This is a genomic window from Kitasatospora sp. NPDC038210, assembly GCF_055600605.1.
Window position 1 is genome coordinate 77,678 of record NZ_JBVJYK010000017.1, and the last position, 23,124, is coordinate 100,801.

At 75.2% G+C, this 23,124-nt stretch carries 16 protein-coding genes; 12 read left to right on the forward strand and 4 right to left on the reverse strand.

What is annotated here, in order from left to right:
• The first annotated feature begins 34 nt into the window (after positions 1–34).
• Positions 35–1,723 (forward strand): DUF4153 domain-containing protein, encoded by a 1,689-nt coding sequence (locus ACZ7KX_RS29975; RefSeq protein WP_470329195.1) that lies wholly within the window; start codon positions 35–37, stop codon positions 1,721–1,723.
• A 243-nt stretch (positions 1,724–1,966) separates the two neighbouring features.
• Here ACZ7KX_RS29975 and ACZ7KX_RS29980 read toward each other — a convergent pair whose 3' ends face one another.
• Positions 1,967–3,514, reverse strand: coding sequence for an MFS transporter (locus ACZ7KX_RS29980; RefSeq protein ID WP_396549686.1), 1,548 nt, complete (start codon positions 3,512–3,514; stop codon positions 1,967–1,969).
• 434 nt (positions 3,515–3,948) lie between these two features.
• Between ACZ7KX_RS29980 and ACZ7KX_RS29985 the strand changes: the two genes are divergently transcribed.
• The 3 genes from ACZ7KX_RS29985 (at position 3,949) to ACZ7KX_RS29995 (ending at position 6,132) form a co-directional block, all read left to right on the forward strand.
• Positions 3,949–4,500, forward strand: coding sequence for a TetR/AcrR family transcriptional regulator (locus tag ACZ7KX_RS29985; protein WP_350523357.1), 552 nt, complete (start codon positions 3,949–3,951; stop codon positions 4,498–4,500).
• Positions 4,501–4,645: 145 nt separating this feature from the next.
• Positions 4,646–5,344: a ribonuclease HII gene (locus ACZ7KX_RS29990; protein WP_470329196.1), complete on the forward strand. Its 699-nt coding sequence runs from the start codon at positions 4,646–4,648 to the stop codon at positions 5,342–5,344.
• Between the two features lie 101 nt (positions 5,345–5,445).
• Complete coding sequence (locus tag ACZ7KX_RS29995) at positions 5,446–6,132, forward strand: hypothetical protein (RefSeq protein ID WP_470329197.1); 687 nt, start codon at positions 5,446–5,448, stop codon at positions 6,130–6,132.
• A gap of 238 nt (positions 6,133–6,370) precedes the next feature.
• On the opposite strand, the gene ACZ7KX_RS30000 is transcribed toward ACZ7KX_RS29995, so the two are convergent.
• A complete protein-coding gene (locus ACZ7KX_RS30000) occupies positions 6,371–7,075 on the reverse strand; it encodes a hypothetical protein (protein ID WP_470329231.1) in 705 nt (234 codons plus the stop codon).
• Positions 7,076–7,452: 377 nt separating this feature from the next.
• The gene (locus ACZ7KX_RS30005; protein ID WP_470329198.1) at positions 7,453–9,648 is read right to left on the reverse strand and encodes a RecQ family ATP-dependent DNA helicase; all 2,196 of its coding nucleotides are present in this window, start codon (positions 9,646–9,648) and stop codon (positions 7,453–7,455) included.
• 228 nt (positions 9,649–9,876) lie between these two features.
• On the opposite strand from ACZ7KX_RS30005, the gene ACZ7KX_RS30010 reads away from it, so the two are divergent.
• Complete coding sequence (locus ACZ7KX_RS30010; protein WP_470329199.1) at positions 9,877–11,397, forward strand: DUF4192 domain-containing protein; 1,521 nt, start codon at positions 9,877–9,879, stop codon at positions 11,395–11,397.
• Positions 11,398–11,428: 31 nt separating this feature from the next.
• On the opposite strand, the gene ACZ7KX_RS30015 is transcribed toward ACZ7KX_RS30010, so the two are convergent.
• The gene (locus ACZ7KX_RS30015) at positions 11,429–12,742 is read right to left on the reverse strand and encodes an alpha/beta fold hydrolase (RefSeq protein WP_470329200.1); all 1,314 of its coding nucleotides are present in this window, start codon (positions 12,740–12,742) and stop codon (positions 11,429–11,431) included.
• A 668-nt stretch (positions 12,743–13,410) separates the two neighbouring features.
• Between ACZ7KX_RS30015 and ACZ7KX_RS30020 the strand changes: the two genes are divergently transcribed.
• The 7 genes from ACZ7KX_RS30020 (at position 13,411) to ACZ7KX_RS30050 (ending at position 23,068) form a co-directional block, all read left to right on the forward strand.
• On the forward strand, positions 13,411–15,534 hold the full coding sequence (locus ACZ7KX_RS30020; protein ID WP_470329232.1) for an amylo-alpha-1,6-glucosidase: 2,124 nt from the start codon (positions 13,411–13,413) through the stop codon (positions 15,532–15,534).
• Between the two features lie 224 nt (positions 15,535–15,758).
• The gene (locus ACZ7KX_RS30025) at positions 15,759–16,517 is read left to right on the forward strand and encodes an NUDIX hydrolase (RefSeq protein ID WP_350523350.1); all 759 of its coding nucleotides are present in this window, start codon (positions 15,759–15,761) and stop codon (positions 16,515–16,517) included.
• A gap of 210 nt (positions 16,518–16,727) precedes the next feature.
• On the forward strand, positions 16,728–17,006 hold the full coding sequence (locus ACZ7KX_RS30030) for a hypothetical protein (protein WP_470329201.1): 279 nt from the start codon (positions 16,728–16,730) through the stop codon (positions 17,004–17,006).
• A gap of 265 nt (positions 17,007–17,271) precedes the next feature.
• Positions 17,272–18,789 carry an ATP-binding cassette domain-containing protein gene (locus tag ACZ7KX_RS30035; protein ID WP_470329202.1) on the forward strand — a complete coding sequence of 506 codons (1,518 nt, stop codon included), beginning with the start codon at positions 17,272–17,274 and terminating at the stop codon, positions 18,787–18,789.
• Positions 18,790–18,792: 3 nt separating this feature from the next.
• Positions 18,793–19,698, forward strand: coding sequence for a hypothetical protein (locus ACZ7KX_RS30040; RefSeq protein WP_470329203.1), 906 nt, complete (start codon positions 18,793–18,795; stop codon positions 19,696–19,698).
• 127 nt (positions 19,699–19,825) lie between these two features.
• Entirely contained in the window at positions 19,826–20,758 is a 933-nt protein-coding gene (locus ACZ7KX_RS30045) for a FadR/GntR family transcriptional regulator (RefSeq protein ID WP_350523346.1), read from the forward strand.
• A 666-nt stretch (positions 20,759–21,424) separates the two neighbouring features.
• Entirely contained in the window at positions 21,425–23,068 is a 1,644-nt protein-coding gene (locus tag ACZ7KX_RS30050) for an RNA polymerase sigma factor (RefSeq protein ID WP_470329204.1), read from the forward strand.
• The last annotated feature ends 56 nt before the right edge of the window (positions 23,069–23,124 follow it).

Here is a 23,124-nt window from a genome sequence, read left to right on the forward strand (position 1 = left end):
CTTCCGCATGCCTGTAGACCACTGAGGGGGACCCATGTCCGGTCTGTCCACGCCCGCCTCGGCCGATCCGCCACCAGCTCCGGAGTCGGGGACGATGCCGGGGTCGCCGGAGCCGGGCGGGCCGTACGGCTCCTGGGACCTGTACGACCCGGCCAGGCCCTGGCGCGCACCCGGCGCGCCCGGCACCTCTGTCGCGCCGCCGAAGCGAGCGAGCCGCCTGCGAGCGAGCGACCCCGAGCGGCGGGTCGGGGCCACGCCCCGGGTCGTCCTGGCCGCCCTGCTCACCGGTTTGCTGACGGCCTGGCTGTTCTACGACGGCCTGGGAGCCAACCTGCTGATCTGCGGGGGCGCCACCGCGGCCGGAGCGGGGTTCGCCGCCCGGGCGGCGGGCCGTCGGATCCGGCCCTGGACGGTCGCATGGAGCCTGCTCGCCCTCGCCCTGCTGGCCGTCCCGGCCGTGTGGAGCGCCGCCTGGCCAGGCCTGTTGGCGATCGGGGGTGCACTCGCCCTGGCCTCACTCGCCGTGCACGGCGGCCGCCGCTGGACGGGCGTCCTGCTCGCCCTGCCCGGCATCCTCTGGCAGCCGGTGCCCGCGGTGCGGTGGGCCCGGCTCAGCATGCAGGGGCGCTCGCTGCGCGGCCGCGACCGGATCGTCCCGGTGCTCAAGGCGCTCGCGGTCGCCGCCGTCCTGCTGACCGTCTTCGGCCTGCTGTTCGCCAGCGCCGACGCCGCCATGGCGGACCTGCTGGGCGGCCTCAGCCCCGACCTCGACCTCGCCCAGCTCCCCGGGCGCGGAGTGCTGTTCGTGCTCGGGACGCTGACCGCTCTGGGCTTCGCGCACATCGCGGCCGGCCCGCGCCGCTGGGACCGGACCGAGGTCCCGCCCGGCCGGGAGCGGCGACGGCTGGAGTGGGCGCTGCCGCTGGCCGCGCTCAACCTGATGTTCGGCGTCTTCGCGGCGCTCCAGGCCGTGGTGGTGCTCGGCGGTGCGGACGCCGTACTGCGCAACACCGGGATGAGCCGCTCCGCGTACGCCCGGCAGGGCTTCTGGCAGCTCAGCGTGATCACCGTACTGACCCTGGTCGTGGTGGCGGTCGCCAAGCGCTGGGCCCCGCGCACCACCGTCGCCGACCGTCGCCTGGCGCGGATCCTGCTCGGGTTGCTCTGCGTGCTGGCGCTGGCCGTGGTCGCCTCGGCGCTCGGTCGGATGTGGTTCTACGTGGACGCCTCCGGGCTCACCCGGCTGCGGCTCTGGGTGCTCGTGGTCGAGGTCTGGCTGGGCGTCGTCTTCCTGCTGCTGATCGCCTCCGGGCTGACCCGCCGCACCGGCTGGCTGCCGCGCGTCGTCCTCCTCAGCGGGGTGCTCACCGTCGCGGTGTACGGCCTGATGGGCCCGGACGCGATCGTCGCCGACCAGAACGTCACCCGCTACGAGCAGGCCCTGCGGACCGACCCGCACACCGCGGCCATCGACCTGCGCAACGTCCGGGACCTGTCGGCGGACGCGGTACCCGCCCTGGACCGGCTCCCCGAGCCGCAGCGCAGCTGCGCGCTGCAGCTGATCGCGCAGGACCTGCGCGGGGAGGCACAGCCCTGGTACGCGACCGACCTCGCGGTCGCCCGGGCCCGGCGGATCCTCGCGGAGCGGCCGCCGGTGGACGACTCGCCGCGGGTCGGCCACCGGGCCTGCGACCGGGCGGGGTTCGAGGACAGGGATTGGTAGGGGCCGACTGGGGCGGGGCCGGGGCCGGGGCCGGGACGGGGTCGGGACGGGGCCGGGCCCTGGTCGGGAGGGGGTCGGGGCGGAAAGCGCCGGAGAGCGCCGGAAGCGCGAAGGGCCGACCGGGAGCGTGCTGCTCCCGGTCGGCCCTCGGCGTCGTACCGGCTCGGCCCTCGGCGTCGTACCGGCTCGGTGCCGGCGTCATGCCGACTCGCTGCCGCCGTCGTACCGGCGTCTGTGCCGGTGTCAGTGCATCGCGACGGCGGTGTCGCCGCTCGGCAGGTCGCCGGCCTTGGCCTTGATCGCGAAGACCGCGACCACCAGGGCGACCGCCGCGAGTGCGGCGCCCACGATGAAGCCGTGCGAAATGCCCTGGGTGAGCACGGTGTTGGCGGCGTCCGTGCCCGGCGGGAACTCGTGGTGCTGCTGGAGGTAGGCCAGCTGGTCCGGATTCGCGCTCTGCATGAACTTCGGCAGCTGCACGGCGGCCTCGGCCGTGGCGTAGTGGGCGAAGACCGTGGTCAGGATCGACAGGCCGAGCGAACCGCCGATCTGCTGCATCGAGTTGAGCAGGCCGGAGGCGGCGCCGGTCTCCTCGCCCGGGACACCCGCGACGGAGAGCAGCATCACCGGGACGAAGATCATGCCCATGCCGAGGCCGAACACCACCGTGGGGCCGAGCACGCCGTCCAGGTAGCCGCTGTCCTTGCCCATCTGGGTCAGCCAGCTGAGGCCGACGGTCACCAGCAGCGCGCCGCCCGCCATGAACGGCTTCGGGCCGTACTTGGCCTGGAAGGTGGACGCGATCTGCGCGGCGATGATGATCGAGACGCTGATCGGCAGGAAGGACACGCCGGCCATCAGCGGGCTGTAGCCGAGCGGGCCCTGCACGAACAGCACCACGTAGAAGAAGATGCCGAACATGGCCGCGGCCAGGCAGAGCATCATCACCAGGCCGCCGGTGCGGTTGCGGTCGGCGAACAGGTGCATCGGGGTGATCGGCTGGTCGGTGCGGCTCTCGATCACGAGGAAGGCGGCCAGCAGGATCGCGCCGGCCGCGAAGGAGCCGAGCGTGACGCTGTCGGACCAGCCGTCCGAGGCGGCCCGGATGAACCCGTAGACCAGGCCGACCAGGCCGAGCGTCGAGGTGAGCGCGCCGGGCAGGTCGAAGCGGCCCGGGTGACGCTCGGACTCGGCGATGTAGCGCGGCGCGGCGATCGCGATCAGCACGGCGATCGGCACGTTGACGAAGAACACCCAGCGCCAGTTCAGGTACTCGGTGAGCAGACCGCCCGCGAGCAGGCCGATCGCGGCGCCCGAGCCGGCCACCGCCGAGAACACGCCGAACGCCTTGTTGCGCGCCGGCCCTTCCTCGAAGTTGGTGGCGATCAGCGCGAAGGCCGTCGGTGAACAGATCGCACCACCGATGCCCTGGAGGGCGCGGGCGGCCAGCAGCAGGGTGCTGTCCTGCGCGAAACCGCCGAGCAGCGAGGCCAGCCCGAACAGCAGGGTGCCGAAGATGAACACCCGCCGGCGGCCGAGGATGTCACCCGCGCGACCGCCGAGCAGCAGCAGCCCGCCGAAGGTCAGCGTGTAGGCGTTGATGACCCACGACAGGTCGGTGGTCGAGAAGCCCAGGGCGTCCTTGATGTGCGGCAGCGCGATGTTCACGATGGTCGCGTCGAGGACCACCATGAGCTGCGTGGCCGCGATGACGGCCAGGGTGATGCCCTTGCCCTGCCCCTTCGCGTCCTGCGGTGGTGAGTTCTTGCTGAGCGTGTCGGAGATAGCCACGAATGTGCCCCCTGCTGGCTATGTGCTCGGTGCTGTGGACCCGGCGGACCGCCGGTGTCCGGGTGTGGCGCTGCGCCCTTGCGCAGAGCGGGAAGGAACGGGATCGTTCACTAATCCGGACGATATCTTGGCTCGATTGTGAACGCAAGCGTTCCTTAAGGATGGTGGCGATGGAGCGGTTGGTGCGACGCCTGGTGGCGGACCGGTCCGGTCGGCCGTCGGGGCGGTCGGCGGGCGGGTCGGCGGGCGGGTCGGCGGGCGGGGCGTCCTTGCCGGTGGAGCTGCCGGGCGCGCCGGACGGCTCGGGTGCCTCGGACGTCGCGATCGGCGGGCCGGGTGTGGTGGCTCCGGGGTCGGGTGCGGAGGCGGCCCTCTGTCCGGTGCGGGCCGCCCGTCAGGCCCTCACTCGGCCCGGAAGGCGACGGGGGCGGGAGTTGGAGAATGCGATCTTCGAGGCCACGCTCGACCAGCTCACCTCCGGCGGATACGCGCGGCTGACCATGGAAGGGGTCGCCGGAGCGGCGCGGACCGGGAAGGCCGCGCTCTACCGGCGTTGGGCCGCCAAGGACGAACTCGTCATCGACGCCCTGGACGCCACTCTTCCACGCCCTTACGACACCCCCGACCTGGGGGCGGCCCGTGACGAACTCCTGCAGCTCATCGGGGCGTTCACGGCCGCTGCGGCCTCCCGCGTGGGTGCGGCCCTCCACGCGCTGATGGTCGAGATCGACCAGGAGCGGGCGGAGGTGTTCAAGGGCTTCATCAACGACCGCGTCATCGAGCCGATGACGGCGACCATCCTGGAGATCCTCCGCCGCGGCGCCGAGCGCGGGGACGTGCGGCCCGGCGCGGCCACCCCGCTCGTGGCCGACGTCATCCCGGCGATGCTCCTCTACCAGGCCAAGATCCGAGGGTTCCAGGACCTGGGGCCGGACTTCGCCACCCGGCTGGTGGACGAGGTGCTGCACCCGATGATCCGCGCCTGAGGGCCGCCCGGGGCCGGCCGTCGGGACCGGCGCCGGGCCCTTCCGCCGCGACCGGCCGCCGGGCCCTTCCGCGGCGAAGGCGGCGGATCGGGTGGGCCCGGGGCGGGCTTAGGCTGGAGGCTGCCCCAGTTGAACGGAAACCGCCATGCCCATCGTTCCGCCGACCCACTCCGTCGAACGCTCGCTCCGCCGGGCCGGCGCCAGGGTCGTCGTCGGCCTGGACGAGGTCGGGCGCGGCGCCTGGGCCGGTCCGGTCACCGTGGGTGCGGCCGTCACCGGCCTGCGCAAGGCGCCGGAGGGGCTGACCGACTCCAAGCTGCTCACCGAACTGCGCCGCCGTGCGCTCGCCCCGGTCCTTGCCGACTGGGTCACCGCCTACGCCCTCGGGCAGGCCTCGGCGCAGGAGTGCGACGAGCTCGGCATGACGGCGGCGCTGCGGCTGGCCGCCGTCCGCGCCCTGGAGGCGCTGCCGGTCGAACCCGACGCGGTGATCCTGGACGGCAAGCACGACTACCTCGGCGGCCCGTGGCGGGTGCGCACGGTGATCAAGGGCGACCAGTCCTGCATCTGCGTCTCCGCCGCCTCGGTCCTCGCCAAGGTCCACCGCGACGGCCTGATGGCCGAACTGGGCGAGGGGTGCCCGGAGTACGGCTTCGCCGGGAACGCCGGCTATCCGTCCCCGGTGCACCGCGCCGCGCTGGAGGAACTCGGCCCCACCGAGCACCACCGGGTCTCCTGGGCATTCATGGACGGACTGCCGAAGTGGCGTCACCTCAAGCGCGTTCGGGAGGAAGTGGGCGAGGGGCGGGGATCCGCCGACGAACAGTTGACGCTCGGTTTCTGACGGTCCGTCTGGAATTGCCCCGAGTGGGGGCCGTGAGTGTTCGGTGCCCAATGGGTGGGGTGCCCGTGCGCGTCCGACCGGCATTTGATAGATATCCGGGTATGCCTGTCTTCCCCGAGGAGCCGGAGATTCACGAGAGCCTCCCGGGCCCCGGCGTTCCCTTCCCCCGCGAGTCGGACGCACAAGCCCTCAACGCGCCTGCCACCGGCGGCGCGCCCGCCACCGCACCCACCACCGTCGCCGCTCCGGCCACGGTGCCCGGCCCCCGCCCGGCGTCCCCTCGCCCGGCCCCGCCGCGCGCCGCCCGGCCCGGTCCGCCGCTGCCGATCCCCAAGCCCGGTCCGGCACCGCGCCGCCCCGCCCCCGCCGCGCCGGAGGTGGAGGTCCAGCGGATCGCCGCCACCCCGGCTCGGGCGGTGGAGCACGCCGACGACGCGATCGACCTGCTGCTGGACACCGGCCGCGATCCGGGCACCATCCTGGTGCTGACGGTCGGCGAGGCGCACCCCTGGCAGCAGCACGAGCTGTCCTTCGGTGAGGAGCGCTACTGGGCGCAGCTCGCCGACGGCGGCGACGTGTTCTACGCGGACGCCGCGCTGGCCCGTCCGGTCCGCCGCGAGGTGGTCGTCCTGGTGGTCAACGGTGGAACGCCCGCCCGCGCCGCCGAGGCGTACACCGAGGCGCTCGGCCGTGCGACCGCCCTGCTGGTGGTCTGCGGCGATGCCGGCCCGGCGGCTGCGGGGACAGTCGCTGCCGCGCCCGCGGCCGGCCGCCCCGTCAACGCCTGACCGCAGTCGTTCCGATCCGGGCCCGGTGCCGTACGGTACCGGGCCCGAACTCCGCCCGGCGACGGGCCGTTTCCGCTCCGAGCCCGTCCGGCGACGGGCGTTGCCGGGGCCGCCGGGCCCCCGTGATCGGTGCCCGGAGGCCTTGTGTGCGGCGGTTTCTGTGGTTGTCGCGGTCTCGGCCGACCGGGCGGCGCCTACCGGCTCGGCCGGATCAGCGGCCTCTGCGACCCCTGCGGGCTCAGCGGGTTCCGGTACGGCGGGTCGGCTCGGCCGCCGCGACCCGCGCGGGCGTCCACGGGGTCTCGGGCTGCGGGGGGCGCTGAGCGTCCGTGCCGTGCTCGCCCTGCTCGACCGGCGGTCGGTGGGCACGCGGACCGCGCGGTGCGTCGAGCGCTGAGCGCGGCGGCAGTTCGGTCACGGTGTGCACCGGCCCGTCCGCCCACGAGCCCGCGTGCGGATTGCGTCCGCTCCGCCCGTCCCCGAGGACCTGCCAGCCCGCCGGGGTGAGCCCGATGTACGCGCCGCAGCGCAGTCCGTGCAGCACGGCCGCGTCCTGCTGTGCCCACATCCATGCGCCGTCCTGCTCCGTCCAGCCGGGCGCGCCGTCGCGGCAGCGCAGCACCACGACCGTGCGGGTCGGCTCGGGCAGGCGAAGGTCGTGCGGGACGATCCGGCGCAGGTGCGCCAGCAGCGCGTTCCGGTGCTGCCAGCCGTCGGTGTCGCGCGACCAGGGGGTGAAGGAGGCCGAGGCGGCGAGGTGGTGGAGCGCGTCCACGACGCAGACCACGACCGTGCCCGGCTGGGGCAGGTGGCGCTGGTGCAGCTCCAGGACGAACTCGCGGGGGTCGCGCAGCAACGGGATCCCCGAGGCGGCCCAGGTCTCCAGGTCCAGCACCCGTCTGGGTACCGAATTCCGGGAGAGGGGATGCTGACCTCGGTCGATACCGTTGATCACGATCCTCCTTCCTGACCGTGGGCAGGTGGGTGCCTGGGTACGCCGAAGGGCGGGTCTGGCGGACCGAGTTTCGGGTACCCCCCAATTCTCGGGGCATCGGGGGCAGGGCGGCAACGATGAAATGATGAACGCCATCCGATAGCCCATGGTCTGCCGGATATGTTCCACCATCGCCCGGGTGTTGCCGGGATGTCGACACGCCTTGATCCACAACGTTCGGAGCACGAGGCGGGCCGTTGCCGGCGCGGTGACCACCCCTTTCCCGAGCCGGTCGGCCAGTGTGATCGAAATCGCTTGGCTTGATCCTTTCTGTTAGGCCATTCGAGTGAAGGCCGTTGTTCCCTCGACGGCCTTCTGCCGCCCTGTCACCCCTGCACGGCCAGCACCAGCGGCAGCACCGCGCCCGCTCCGGCCCGGCGCAGCAGCCGGGCGGCCACGGTGACCGTCCAGCCCGAGTCGACGAGATCGTCCACCAGCAGCACCGGCCCGCCGGCGGCCGCCACCGCCTGCTCCACCTCCGGCGGCAGGATCAGCGACCCGGCCAGTGAGTGCAGCCGTTGGGCGCTGTTGCTGCGGGCCCCGTGCGGCGGCAGCCCACCGGCGTACTCGATCCTGCCGAGCAGTGGCATCCGCCCGATCTCGGCGATCCGCGCGCCGAGGCTGCCGACCAGCTGGGGGCGGGTCGAGGAGGCCATGGTCACCACGCCGACCGGCCGCTCCAGCCGGGTGCCCTCCGCCGTCGCGGGGCCGGCCCAGCCGCCCGGCCCGCGGGCCCAGTCGGCGAGGACCGCCACCAGCGCGTCCACCGCCTCGCCGGGGACGGGCACGTCCGGCGCCTGCTCGGCGAGCAGGGTGCGCAGCCGGGTGCCCCAGCCGATGTCGGACAGCCGGCCCAGCGCCCGGCCGGTCTCGGCCTGCTCGCCCGCCGGGATGCGGCCCTTGAGCGGCACTCCGAGCGCGTCCATCCCGGTCGGCCAGAGCCGGCGCGGCTCGAAGCTCACACCCGGGCGCCCGAGCGCGGCCCGGGCGGCGGCCAGCGTCTCGGCGGAGACGTCCGGGGTGTGCAGCGGCCCCGCGCAGTTGTCGCACCGCCCGCACGGCGCGGCCTGCTCGTCGTCCAGCTGTCGGCGCAGGAACTCCATCCGGCAGCCGGTGGCCGCCGCATAGTCGCGCATCGCCCGCTGTTCCGCCTCCCGGGAGGCGGCGACCTTGGCGTAGCGGGCGGCGTCGTACGCCCAGCTCTGCCCGGTGGCCGTCCAGCCGCCCTTGACCCGGCGGACGGCGCCGTCCACGTCGAGCACCTTGAGCATGGTCTCCAGCCGGGCCCGGCGCAGGTCCACCCGGGGCTCCAGTGCGGCGGTGGAGAGCGGCCGACCGGCCTCGGCCAGCGCGTCGATGGTGCGCCGCACCTGCTCCTCCGGCGGGAAGGCCAGCGAAGCGAAGTACCGCCAGATCGCCTCGTCCTCGCGCCCGGGCAGCAGTAGCACCTCGGCCCGGTCCACGCCGCGCCCGGCCCGGCCGACCTGCTGGTAGTAGGCGATCGGCGAGCTGGGCGAGCCGAGGTGCACGACGAAGCCGAGGTCGGGCTTGTCGAAGCCCATGCCGAGCGCGGAGGTGGCGACCAGCGCCTTGACCCGGTTGGCCAGCAGGTCGGCCTCGGCGGTGCGGCGCTCGGCGTCCTCGGTGCGGCCGGAGTAGGAGGCCACCGGGAAGCCGCGCTCGCGCAGGAAGGCCGTCACCTCCTCGGCGGCGGCCACCGTCAGGGTGTAGACGATGCCCGAGCCGGGGAGCCGGTCGAGGTGGTCGGCCAGCCAGGCCAGCCGGTGCGCCGGGTCGGGCAGGGCCAGCACGCCGAGGGTGAGGCTCTCCCGGTCGAGCGGCCCGCGCAGCACCAGGGCGTGCTCGTCGGAGCTGCCGGTGCCGAGCTGCTCGGCCACGTCCGCGGTGACCCGGGCGTTGGCGGTCGCGGTGGTGGCCAGCACCGGGACGCCGGGCGGCAGCTCCGCGAGCATGGTGCGCAGCCGGCGGTAGTCGGGGCGGAAGTCGTGGCCCCAGTCCGAGATGCAGTGGGCCTCGTCGACCACCAGCAGGCCGGTGGAGGCGGCGAGCTTGGGCAGCACCTGGTCGCGGAAGTCCGGGTTGTTCAGCCGCTCGGGGCTGACCAGCAGGACGTCGACCTTCCCGGCGGCGACCTCGGCCTGGACCTCGTCCCACTCGTCGGTGTTGGCCGAGTTGATGGTGCGGGCGTGGATGCCGGCCCGGGCCGCCGAGTCGACCTGGTTGCGCATCAGGGCGAGCAACGGCGAGACGATCACCGTCGGCCCTGCGCCCCGGGCCCGGAGCAGGGCGGTGGCGATGAAGTAGACCGCGGACTTCCCCCAGCCGGTGCGCTGGACGACCAGGGCGCGGCGGTGGTCGACCACGAGGGCCTCGATGGCCGTCCACTGGTCCTCGCGCAGGGCGGCGCCGGGGCCGGCGAGCTCGCGCAGGACGGCCTCGGCCCGCGCCCGGACCTCGGCGCGGTCGGCGGTGGCGGTGGTGTGGGTGTCGTGCTGCTGCATGGCGTCCATGTAACCCCGTACCGCCGACAACGAGCGAATGCCGGGGTGCGGCCACGGGGGAAGGCGAGGTGTATTTCATCCGCTGATCCGCTGAACGGCGATCAAAAATCACCCCGTGGAGGGCGTGTCGCTTGCTCCGAATGAGCTAACGAAAATCAGGAGGCGGAGTTATCCACAGAAAAAGTCGGGTTTCGGCGGCGTCCGCGGATTGCGTCCAGTCTTGCGGCCATGAACGCGATGAACAACGAACACGTCATTCTGTCCCTCGGCCCGGCCTCCGAGCATCGGCCGGTCGTCATGCGCGGTCCGGCCGACATGGCCGAGCTGCTGCCCTACTTCCTGGGCTTCTACCCCGACGACAGCATCGTCGCGGTCGGCCTCCAGGGCCCCGACCTGCACCAGGGCGGGGTGATCCGGGCGGACCTCCCGGACTCGCCCGCGCAGTGGCCGGCCGCCGCGGAGGAGACGGCCGCCCTGCTGGTCGCCCTCTCCGAGCGGCACGGCGCCCGGCCGCCCCAGGTGCTCCTCTACCTCTGCCAGGATCCCGGCGCGCCGCACGCCCCGCCGGTGGTGGACGGGCTGCGGCCGCTGGCGGACGACCTCCGGGCGGCCTTCGGGCGCCGGGGCGTGGTGGTCAAGGAGTCGCTGTGCGTCTCGGGCGGCCGCTGGTGGTCCTTCCTCTGCCGCGGCACCGCGTGCTGCGATCCGGCGGGCAACCCGGTGCGGCGCGGTCCCGATCCGGGCCCGGCGGCCGCCGCCGCGACGGTCGCCGGCCTGGTGCCGCGCGGCAGCCGCAAGGCCATCATGGCCGGGCTGACCCCGATCGGCCCGCCGGGTGACTCCGCCCGGCGCGAGGCGCTCGTCCGGGCCGAGGCGGCCGTGGGCTCGGTCTCCCGGGAACAGGGCATCGGGCTGCTCGACCAGGCCGTCGCCGAGTTCGCGGCCGGTGCCCGGGAGCTCGATCCGGAGCGGACGGCCCGGCTGCTGTTCGCCCTGCGCGACCGGGTCGTGCGGGACCGCGGCGTCGAGTACGCCCGGCCCGCCGAGCTGGCTCCCGCCGAACGCCTCTGGCGCTTCCTCGCCCGCCACGCGGTGCCGCCGTACGAGGGCTGCGCGGTGGCCCCGCTCACCCTCCTGGCCTGGGCCTCCTGGGTCGCGGGGGACACGGCGACGGCGCGGGTCGTGCTCGGCCACGTCCTGCGGCTCGACCCGGGCTACCTGCTGGCCGAACTGCTCCACGAGTCGCTCAACGACGGCATGACGCCCGGGGCACTGCTGGCCGCCGTCGAGGCCCAGCGGCGGCGGCGCGAGCACCACGCGCCCGCGTCGGCCCCGGCCGACGACCCGCCGCAGCCCGTCGGGGGAGCGGCCCCGGCGCCCGCGGCCCCGGAGGACGCAGCCCCCCGGGAGCGGCCGGGCCGGGCCGCCGGCGCCCGCCGACGCCGCCGGGGCACCCGCCGCAAGGGCTCGTCCACGGTGCCGGCACCCGCGTCCGGGCCTGCGCCGACCGGTCACGGCCCCGACGACCCGGCGCCGGACGGGAGCACCCCCGGGCCGGTGGCCGTGTCGTCGGCGCCCGGACGGGCCGCAGCGCCCGGGCGTGCCCGGCCGGCCGGGGAGCGCTCCGCCCGGAGCCCACGGCTCGGCCGTGCGGCGGCGTGCCTGCCCGCGGCAGCACGCCCCGGGACCGGCCTGCACCGGTGCCGCGGGGTCCGGCGGGCGGCGAAGGGAGGCCGCCGTGTCCAGTGAGCCGCTCGCCGCCGCGCCGGCCCCCGGTCCGCTACGCCTCGCCGTGCGCCATCTTGATCAGGCGGTCCAGCACCTTGCCGCCGCTCACCCGCAGGCCGTCGTGCTCCCACTCGTTGGTGATCCAGGTCCGCAGGCCGCGCACCGCGCGGGCGGTCTCCAACGAGTCGGCGGTGTCCACGTACATGTCGTCGTGGTACACCGCCGCCACGACCGGCACGCTGTTGGTGGCCAGGCGCGCCCGGTCGTACAGGTCGGGCCAGTCGGTGCGGGCGGCGAGCAGTTCCGCGGTCTCCTTCAGCGGCCGCAGCGCCGGGTCGGTGTCGAACATCCAGGGGTAGATCATCTCCCCGGTGAACAGCACCGGCGCACCGGACTCCAGCGCGGCCCGGGCGTCGAACTGCGGGAACTCCTTGCGGAGCCGCTCGGCGGACCAGGCGGTGCCGCCCTGGTCCACCGACCGCTGGCCGTAGATCGACTCGTGCAGCACGGCGTACAGCGGGCCGCCCGCGAAGGAGAGCTGCGCCTGCGCGCCGGCCAGGAAGGTGTCGGAGAGCTCGGGCCCGGCCGCGCCCTCCACCCAGGCCTCCTCCAGCAGGTAGTGCAGGACGCCGGAGCCGCTGCCACCGCCGAGCAGCAGCCCGAGGGCCTGGAAGGCCTCGACGGTGAGCACCCCGCCGTCCGGCGTGGTCGCGGGGGAGTCCGCGAGGTGGGCGGCGACCGCCCGCACCGCGTCGACGTCCTGCGGGAACCGCGCGTAGTGGTCCTCGTTCTTGCGGACCACGCGCGGGTAGGCGGCGCGGTAGACGTCGTCGGCCGAGCTGCCCAGGCCGGCCAGGCCACCGGTGATGAAGGCCTCGGTCAGGCCCTCGGGAGCGATGGAGAGGTAGGTGAGGGTGCAGAAGCCGCCGAAGCTCTGGCCGAGCACGCTCCAGCGCCGGTCGGCGCCGAGCAGCCGGGTGCGGATCAGCTCGGCGTCCCGGACGATCGAGTCCGCGCGGAAGCACGCGAGGTAGTCCGCCTGCTCCTGCGGGCCGCCGCGCCGGGCGAGGGTCTGCCGGGTCGCGGGCGTGGAGCGCCCGGTGCCGCGCTGGTCGAGCAGGAGCACCCGGTAGTCGTCCAGCGCGCGCTCCAGCCAGGCGTCCCGGCCGACCGGGCGGGCGGCCTTGCCGCCGGGCCCGCCCTGGAGGAAGAGCAGCCAGGGCAGGTCGTCCCGCTCGCGGCCGGCGGCCACCACCTCGCGGGCGTACACCTCGATCTGCTCGCCCTGCGGGGCCGCGTGGTCGAGGGGGACCTGGAACACGTGGTCGGTCGTGACGATCCCGGGCAGCCGGCTGACGGTGGACATGGAACTCCTCGGTCTCTGCTGGTCACAGCGGTGGCGTCGCGGATCACGGGGTCACCGGGTGCGGGGCCGCGACCCCCGCACCGTATCCTGGCGGCGATCGAGCGCCGGTTCGACTGCCCCCCGTCCGTCCGTCCGACCGGGCGGCCGACCGCGGCCGACGCCCGGTCCGAGCAGCACGGACGGCCGCCCGCGAAGTCCGGAACCGGACCCCGGCCGCGGGGCGGGCGGCCCTTGGCAAGGCCCCGGCGGCACTCCGGCGCGAGCGGCACGACCGCCCGGCGGGGCCCGCCCCGGCCGGCGGCGGTCGCGGCGGGGCGTGACCTGGTGGCGGTGCACGGCGTTCACCCCGGGGGCCCGTGTCCGGACGCCGGCCGACCGGCGCCCCGCCGGTCCGAGGATCGGGCCACGGGGGCAGGGCGTCACCGGCAGGCCGGGAAACCGGACCTGACGGCGCGCCGGGCGCGGTGACGGGCTCGACGCGAAGGCGCGGCGCCCGGTACCGGGCACCGCATGGCACGACCCGCCGCCGGGTACGGCCAGACACGGCACACCCGCCGACGGGAAACCCCGTCGGCCCGGCACCATCAGCACGCGATCGAGCATGCTCGCGGCCCACCGGCCTGACCCGGCCACCGGACCGCCGAGGGGAGGAGAGTCCGGTGACCGCCATGAGGCCACCACAGGCCATGCCGGCCGAGAGCGTGCTCGGCGCGCCGAGACCGGTCGGGCGTCCCGACCTGGTCCCGCCGGCCGGCCCCGGGAGCACACCGGCCGGCCCGGGCCGGCCCACCGCCCCGCCGCGTCCCCAGCCGCCCGCGATCCACCACGCGGTGATCTGCGTCAACGCCCCGGCGATGGCCGCCTCCGGCCCCGACGGCCAGCTGCGCGGTCAGGGCCTGCACGGCTTCTACCGCAACGGCGTCCGGGCGCTCGCCCGGATGGAACTGCGGCTGGGCGGCATGGAGCCGCTGCCCCTCCAGGGCGCCCTGACCAGCACCGCCCAGGCCCGCTTCCTCGGCGCCGTCCGCGTCCCCGGCGACCTCGACCCGGACCCGGCGCTCACCGTCGAGCGGCTGCGCCACGCGGACGGCGTGGAGACCGTCGTCGTGCGCAACACCGGACCGCGGCCCGCCAGGCTGCCGCTGGAGATCGCCGTCGGCACGGACCTCGGCCCGGTCGCCGAGATCGCCGCCGGGCACCGCCCGCCGGACCTGCCGGGCCAGGTGCAGTCCGCCGGACTGCGCTGGACGGGTCCCGTGCACAGCGCCGTGGTCAGCGCCAAGCCCTCCCCGCACGCGGTGCTGGCCGGCGCCGGGGTGCTCCGCTGGGACCTGGAGGTCCAGCCCGGCGCCCGCTGGTCGGTCGAGCTGCGTACCGAGCTGGAGGGCGCCGCCACCGGCCCGCGCCCACCCGGCGGCCGCGGCACCGGTGTCCCGCTGCCCTGGTCCGAGCCGGAGGTCCGCAGCGACGACTCCCGGGCCGCCCCGCTGGTCTCGCGTTCCCTGGACGCCCTCGGCGGACTGCTGTTCGCCGACCCGGACCGCCCGACCGACCTCTACCCGGCCTCCGGCGCGCCCTGGCGCTTCGGCCTCGCCCCGGCCGACGCGCTCTGGGCCGCCCGGCTGACCCTGCCGCTCGGTACCCGGCTGGCCGCGGGCACCCTCCGGGCGCTGGCCCGCCGTCAGCAGCTCGCCCCCGCCCCGGGCCGTACCGAGGGCCTGCTGCCCGGCGGCCTGCGGCACGGCGGCCCGGAGCTGCCGCCCACCTGCACCGCCACCGAGGCCACCCTGCTGTTCGTCACCGTGCTGGCCGAGGCCTGGCGCTGGGGCCTGCCCCGGGCGGAGGTCGCCGAGCTGCTCCCGGTCGCCGAGCGCGCCCTGGCCGCCCTGCGCGACGGACTGGTCGACGGCTTCGTCACCGACCTCAGCCGTCCCGCCGAGGAGCGCTCCGCCCACCCGGTCGCCGCCCGTGCGGAGGTCCAGGCACAGGCCCACCGGGCCGCCCTGCACGGCGCCGAGCTGCTGGAGGCCTTCGGGCGCCCGGGCGCCGAGGGCTGGCGGATCTGGGCCGCCGAGCTGCGCGGGCGCTTCCGCGAGCGGTTCTGGATCGACGACCTCTCCGGGGGCCGCCCCGCCGCCGGGCTGGCCCCGGGCGGCCAGCCCCTGCCCGCGCTCGCCTCCTGCCTGGTGCACCTGCTGGACCCCGGGCTCGCCGCCGACGGCGGCCGGCACGAGAGCCTGCTGGACCGCGAGCAGACCCGGCTGCTCGCCCAGCGCCTGGTCGCACCGGAGCTGGACAGCGGCTGGGGCCTGCGCACCCTCAGCGCCAAGTCGCCCCGCTTCAACCCGTTGGGCCACCGCGGTGGCGCGGTACGGGTGCACGAGACGGCGCTGGCGATCGCCGGACTGGCCGAGGCCGGCCACGAGAACGAGGCCGGCACCCTGCTGGAGGGGCTGCTCGCCGCGGCCGCCCACTTCGAGGGGCGGTTGCCGGAGATGTACGCGGGGGAGCAGCGGACCCCCGGCTGCCCGCCCGTTCCGCACCCGGCAGCCTGCCGCCCGGCGGCGGTCTCCGCGGCCGGCGCCGCGCACGCGGTGTTCGCCCTCGCCGGGGTCCGCCCGGACGTCCCGGGCGGCCGGGTCCTGGTCCGTCCGGCCAGCACCGCGCCGCTCGGCGAACTGGAGCTGACCGGACTGCGGGTCGCGGGCGAGCCGTTCTCGGTCCGGGTGAGCCGGATCGGGGTGGCGATGGTCGAGGAGGCCTCCGCGGACCTGCAGCTCGTGGCCCGCTGACCGCGGGCTCCGGCCACGCCTCCGGGTCCGCGCCTCCCCGGCCCGGCCGCACCGCGCCGGTGACGCCACCGCGGTGACACCACCGCGGGGACCCCACCTCGCTGCCTCCGGGCCCGGAGGCAGCGCCCGCCCGGGTCCGGACCGTGCCGGGGCGGCCACCGGCCTCGGCCGGGCCGCGCGCAGGGCCTGTGCTTATCGTCAGAGAGACGACTATGATCGTCGCCATGTCGCGTTACGATCCGTCGGCCTTCCCCCCGTTCGCTGTCACGGTTGACCTGGTGGTGCTGACGGTGCGCGACCACGCGCTCTGCGCCCTGCTGGTCAGACGTGGCGAGCCGCCGTTCCAGGGGTACTGGGCGCTGCCCGGCGGCTTCGTCCGCCCGGACGAGGGCCTGGCCGAGGCCGCCTCCCGGGAGCTGGCCGAGGAGACCGGCCTGCGCGCGCACTCGGCCCCGGGTCACGACGCGGTCGGCCCTGGTGCGGCCGGAGCCCACCTGGAGCAGCTCGCCACCTACGGCCATCCGCAGCGCGACCCGCGGATGCGCGTGGTCAGCGTGGCCTACCTGGTGCTCGCCCCCGACCTGCCGACGCCCCGGGCCGGCGGTGACGCCAGCAGCGCCCGCTGGGCCCCGGTCGGCGAGCTCCTCGGCGACAACCCGGCCGACGGCGTCCCGCTCGCCTTCGACCACGGGCTGATCCTCGCCGACGGCGTGGAGCGCGCCCGCTCCAAGATCGAGTACTCCTCCCTCGCGACCGCGTTCTGCCCGACCGAGTTCACCGTCGGCGAGCTGCGCCGGGTCTACGAGGCGGTCTGGGGCGTGGTGCTGGACCCGCGGAATTTCCACCGCAAGGTCACCGGTACTCCCGGCTTCCTGCTGCCCTCCGGCGGCACGACGACCCGTCAGGGCGGCCGTCCGGCACAGCTGTTCACCGCCGGCGGCGCGACCGTCCTCAACCCGCCCATGCTCCGCCCGGAGTCCTGAGCACTGGCGCACGCGCCCGGGCCGCCCACGGCACAGCGCGTCCGGGTCGCTTCCCGGCGGGGGCCCGGGCGGCGCCCGCGGCCGGGGGCTCGGCTCCCCCCGGCGGCCGAATGGCCCGGCCCGGCTGCGCCCGCGGGGGCACCGACGCACAGTGTCGGTGGACGCTTCGGCCGCCGGGTCGAAGGCCTCCCGGACCCCAGGAGTCCCCTGATGGCCCTCAACGACTGTGTGCACCAGCGATTCGTCATCGACGGGCTGGTGGCCGACTACAAGAGCCTGGACGCGACCACCACCGCGACGGAGAGGGAACTGGCCCGGCTGCTGGCCGAGCAGGCCGCACCCGAGACGATCGCCGCCGTGCAGGAGAGGCTGGCCGCCGAGCGTGAGCAGCTGGGCCAGCTCGCAGTCGGGGGCCAGCGTGCCGTCGACGAGTTCCGGGCGGTCTGCGGCGGCGAGAAGCTCCCCGAGCTGCCCTGGCCGACCCGGTAGAGCGGCGGTCGGACGGCACCGCGACCCTCCCACCGGTGCCCCCGCGGTGCCCCCGCGGTGAGCGGTCCCGTGAATCGCAGGATCGGATTTTCCCCTGATCGGGTGAGGTGGGCAGTCGCCGGGCCCGTGCCGTTCCCGTAATGCCCGGAATAGCCTTCGCCGCCCCCTAATGTGCTGGCGCGGAGCCGTGCGGCGGGCGCACGCCGGCCCACCAGGGGGTGCTCCGCGTCGAGCAGGCCGGCCGAGGGCATGGGAGCAGCCAGCGATGATCCAGATCACCGGACTGACCAAGGTCTACCGCAAGGGCGCTCCGCCCGCCGTGCTGGACCTGACCTTCGACGCCCGGCCCGGCACGGTGACCGCGCTGCTGGGCACCGAGGGCGCGGGCAAGTCCACCGCGCTGCGGCTGATGCTGGAACTCGAACGGGGCCAGGGCGTCACGCTCTTCGACGGCCGTCCCTACCGCCGGCTACGCCGCCCCGAGCGCGAGGTGGGCGTGCTGCTGCCCGGCCCGGGTGAGGGCGCGGCCGCGGTGGCCGGGCACCCGGGCCGCCGGGCGGACGGCCACCTGCGGATGCTCGCCGCTGCCGTCGGCGTCCCGGCCCGACGGGCCGACGAACTGCTGGAACAGACCCGGCTGGCGGCCGTCGCCGGGCAGCGGCTGCGCAGCTTCTCACCAGGGATGCACCGCCGGCTGGCCCTGGCCGCCGCTCTGCTCGGCGACCCCGGCACGCTGCTGCTGGACGCGCCGACCGAGGGCCTGTCGCCGCGGAACATCGAGTGGTTCCACTCCTTCCTGCGCTCGTTCGCCGTCGCCGGTGGAACGGTCCTGGTGACCACCCGCACCCCGCAGGAGGCCTCCCAGCTCGCGGACCGGGTCGTCACCCTGGACCACGGCCGCCTGGTGGCCGACCAGCCGGTCACGGAGTTCCGCCGGACCAGGCTCAGCCCCGAAGTGGCCGTCCGGGGTCCGCAGATGGCGCGCCTGGCGGACCTGTTGGTCAGCCAGGGCGCCGAAGTCCGCCGGGACGGGAGCGTGGGACTCGCCGTGGCCGGCATCGACCGCACCGAGATCGGCGAACTCGCCTACCGCCACGGGATCCTGCTGCACGAGCTGGCCGACCGCGTGGTCGAGCAGCCCGCGCCCCGGGTCGTCCTGCCGGTCGCCTCGGGTCGCTCCGGCCACCTCCGGGTCCGTTCGGCGGCGGACACCGAACCGGGCCCCGGGTCGGGCCCGGAGACCGTCGACGAGCCCGCGCGGCCCGCCGCCGGAGCGGCTCCCGTCGCCGTCCCCGTTCCCGCCGTCGTGCCCGTTCCCGCTGCCGCGCCGACCACCGAATCCGACGGCGCGTCGGCCGCCGGACCGGAGGGCACGTCGGCCACCGAGTCCGACGCGGAGGCGACCACCCCGCAGCGCCGGGCGCCGCGCCACCAAGCGCCGCACCACCAGGACGACGGGTCCCTGCCCACCCGCGCACTGCCCGTCGCCGTGACCGGCGCCGTCCTCCCCGCACTCGGCACGCCCGCCCCACGGGCCGCGTCCGCCGGTTCCGGCCGGCCCGCCGAACGCCCCGGGGCCGGCGAGCCGGCCCCGACCGTCGCCGTCGACCGGCTCTTCCGTGACGAGCCCGCCCCGGGCGGGCAGACCGCCCGGGCCAAACCCCCGGGCCGCCGCGAGAACGCCGACGTCCTCGCCGACGACACCGTCCGGCTCCGCCGCCTCACCTCGGGCGTGACCGCCGTCCCGGCGCCCGCCACCACCGACGACCACCGGAGCGAGTGAACCGTGCGTGTCCTGGCCTACGAACTGCGCCGTCTGCGGGGCCTGCGCTCCACCTGGCTGCTGCTCGCCGCCGTACTCCTCGGCGACGCGGCCGTGGCCGCCGTCCTGGCGAGCCAGACCCCGGACGGTCCGCTGGCCGCCCCCGCCGGGGTGCGACTGCTGACCGCCGCCGTCCCGCTGATCCCGCTGCCGTTCGCAGCCCTCGGTGCCGGCGTGCTGGGCGCGCTCTCGTACGGGCACGAGGTGTGCCACCCGGGCCTGCCGGCCTCGCTGGTGTCGTACCCGCGCAGGGTGCGGCTGCTGCTGGCCAAGCTGCTGGTGGTCGGACCGGTGGCGGCGCTGCTGGCGCCGGCCACGCTGCTGCTCGACGCGGTGGCCGTGCACCTCGCGCTGCCGGAGGGGGTGACGGTGGCGGCCTGGGCGGATCCCGGCGCGCTGTCGGACCGGGTGTCCGGAGCGATGAGCGGCGCCGGGCTGTCCGGGCTGTCCGACCTGCCGGGTGCCTTCGCCCCGCTGGCGCTGGTCGCCGGCCACGGGGTGCCGGCCGCTCTGCTGGCGTTCGTCCTGCTGACCGTGGTGGCCGCGTGGACCGGGGTGCTGGCCGCAGCGCTCACCCGCAGTGCCGCCGCCGGGATGCTGCTGCTGTGCGCGCTGCCGCCGCTCCTGGAGTCCGGAGTGGCCCTGCTGCTGCGCCGTACCGGTCGGCCGTGGCCGGTGCGGGCGGCCGGGCTGCTGCCGTTCCAGTCCGGGATCGAGTGGGCCTACGGCTGGGTGTACGGCGGCGCGCGCGGTGCGGCGGCCGGGAGCATGGCGCTGACCGACCCGGCGCTGCTCGCGGCGGTCGCCGCCCCCGCAGCCGCCCTGCTGCTCGCCGCGCTGCTCGTCCTGGCCCGTCGCCGCGCGCTGTAGCGCCCGCCGTCGCGAGGGGTCGGGAGCCGCCCGCCCCGAAAAACCAAGATCGACCAGCAGTGACCGTATTGAGCGGTTCTTCCTGATAAGAAGTCAATTATCCAGTCACGGTCGATCACCCTTTCGTGTGCTTTTCACGAGAATTCTCAAGCCGCGCCTGCCGATCGCCGACAAAGGAGGCGTGAGTACCCTTGCGCACCCCACCATGACCCCCGCCCGTTCCGCCGATGGGCCGATCCACGGCTCCGGCGACCTGGACCGCTTCTCGTACGCCGACCGGCCGACCCCGCCGGCGCCCCGCTGGGAGGGCGCCGAGTCCGACATCTCCCGGGTCGGCCGCAAGACCACCAGCAGCCGCGGACGCGGTCTGCACGGCCAGCTGGTCCAGCAGCTCGGCCAGATGATCGTTTCCGGTGACCTCGGCGCCGACCGCCCGCTCGTCCCCGAGGAGATCGGCCAGCGCTTCGAGGTCTCCCGGACCGTCGTCCGCGAGTCGTTGCGCGTGCTGGAGGCCAAGGGCCTGGTCAGCGCCCGGCCGAACGTCGGCACCCGGGTCCGTCCGGTCGGCGACTGGAACCTGCTGGACCCCGACATCATCGAGTGGCGCGCCTTCGGCCCGCAGCGGGACGAGCAGCGCCGGGAGCTGTTCGAGCTCCGCTGGGCGATCGAGCCGCTGGCCGCCCGGCTCGCCGCCGGTCACGGCCGGGAGGACGTCCAGCACCGGCTGGTCGAGCTGGTCGAGATCATGGGCCACGCCGCCTCCCAGGCCGACCTCTCCACCTACACCCGGGCCGACGCCGAGCTGCACGGCCTGGTCCTGCAGATGGCCGGCAACCGGATGCTGGAGCACCTGTCCGGGATCGTGGCCTGCGCGCTGCAGGTCTCGGGCGGCCCGGCGATCTCCTGCGAGCGGCCCTCCGAGGCCTCGGTCGGTCTGCACGCCCGGCTGGTGGACGCCCTGGGGGCCGGCGACGGCGCCGCGGGCGAGGTCGCGATGCGGGCGCTGCTCACCGTCCACCCCGAGATCGAGCCGTCCGTCCCCGCGCCCCGGGAGCACTGAGCGGGCTGTTCCGACGAGCGGAGGCGCCGGGCCCGGCGGTCCGCTCCGCCAGGGCCCTCCGGCCGCACCGCGCGGCGCAGCCGGAGGGCCTCCGCATGTGGAGGCCTGCGGGGCTCCGGTCACCGCGGCCCCACGACGGCCCGGCCCCCGACCACCGGCCCCCGACCGGCCCCTGCCCACGCCGGCCCGACGGCCCGGCTCCGACGGCCCGGCCCACGGCCCCCGAGCACCCTGGTCTCCCCGCCCCCGCGGCGCGGCCCGGCTCCCGCCGTCCCTGGCCCCGGCCCCGCCCCCGCTCCTTCCGCCCTCGCTCCCTCCGGCCCTCTCGCAAGGCTGCCCGAGCCATGACAAAGGTTTCGGCGCGAGTGCGCGATGATGGAATCCGGCCGCGTGGCCGTGGGCGCCGAGTGGTGTGACCCGCGACACGAAGGCCATGCGTAACACTTGACGAGTAGCAGCGATGTCTCCTGAGCGGGAGCAGCTCCGGAATACTCCAACATGTCAGAATGCTGTGTTGGTCCGCGGCGCTGCTGCCGTCCTGCAAACCCAGTCCTCAAGCCCGAGTCGGTCGGAATCGACACCGCGCGTCCGGCGCGCGATCTCCTTCCCCGCCCGCTCGGGCGGCCGGTACGGGTTCGAGTCCACTCATCGTCCGAGAGGTTGTTCGTGTCGGCCAGCACATCCCGTTCGCTTCCCCCCGAGATCGCCGAGTCCGCAGCTCTGCTGGCGCTCATCGAGCGGGGCAAGGCCCAGGGGCAGATCGCCGGTGACGACGTGCGCCAGGCGTTCGAGGCGGACCAGATCCCGGTCACCAAGTGGAAGAACGTCATGCGCAGCCTCAATCAGGTGCTGATTGAGGAGGGCGTGGACCTCATGGTCAGCGCGGCCGAACCGGCCGGCGCCAAGCGCAAGAGCGTTGCTGCCAAGAGCCCCACCAAGCGCACCGCCACCAAGGCTGTCACCACCCGGACCCCGGCCGCTCCGTCGGCCCCGACCAAGCCGCCCGTGCGGATCGCCCCCGGCGCTCCCGTCGCGGCTCCGGCCGTCGCGGCCGCCGCTGCGCCGGCCCCCACGGTCTCCGCCGACATCACCGTCGAGGACGCGGCCGTCGCGGTCGCCGAGGTGAAGGCCGCCCCGGCGAAGAAGGCCGTTGCTGCCAAGAAGACCGCCGCCAAGAAGACCGCCGCGCCGGCCAAGAAGGCCGCCGCCAAGAAGACCGCCGCCGGCAAGGCCGGCAAGGGTGGCGACGAGGAGCTGCTCGGCGACGAGGAGCTGATCGAGGACACGGCGCTGCCGGGCGACAAGGCCGAGGCCGAGGGTCCGGAGGAGGAGTCGGAGGGCTTCGTCCTCTCCGACGACGACGAGGACGACGCGCCGGCCCAGCAGGTCGCCGTCGCCGGTGCCACCGCCGACCCGGTCAAGGACTACCTGAAGCAGATCGGCAAGGTCCCGCTGCTCAACGCCGAGCAGGAGGTCGAGCTCGCCAAGCGGATCGAGGCCGGCCTGTTCGCCGAGGACAAGCTCTCGGCCGCCGACAAGCTCGCCCCCAAGCTCAAGCGCGAGCTGGAGATCATCGCCGAGGACGGCCGCCGGGCCAAGAACCACCTGCTGGAGGCCAACCTCCGCCTCGTGGTCTCGCTGGCCAAGCGCTACACCGGCCGCGGCATGCTCTTCCTGGACCTGATCCAGGAGGGCAACCTGGGCCTGATCCGTGCGGTCGAGAAGTTCGACTACACCAAGGGCTACAAGTTCTCGACCTACGCCACCTGGTGGATCCGCCAGGCGATCACCCGCGCCATGGCCGACCAGGCCCGCACCATCCGCATCCCGGTGCACATGGTCGAGGTCATCAACAAGCTGGCCCGCGTCCAGCGCCAGATGCTCCAGGACCTGGGCCGCGAGCCCACCCCGGAGGAGCTGGCCAAGGAGCTCGACATGACCCCCGAGAAGGTCATCGAGGTCCAGAAGTACGGCCGTGAGCCGATCTCGCTGCACACCCCGCTGGGCGAGGACGGCGACAGCGAGTTCGGTGACCTCATCGAGGACTCCGAGGCGGTCGTCCCGGCCGACGCGGTCTCCTTCACCCTGCTCCAGGAGCAGCTGCACTCGGTGCTGGACACGCTGTCCGAGCGCGAGGCCGGCGTGGTCTCGATGCGCTTCGGCCTGACCGACGGCCAGCCGAAGACGCTCGACGAGATCGGCAAGGTGTACGGGGTCACCCGTGAGCGCATCCGCCAGATCGAGTCGAAGACCATGTCGAAGCTGCGCCACCCGTCGCGTTCCCAGGTGCTGCGCGACTACCTGGACTGATCGCCGGATCGGATCGGCAACGATCGTCGACGCGAAGGCCCGGAACCGTACGGTTC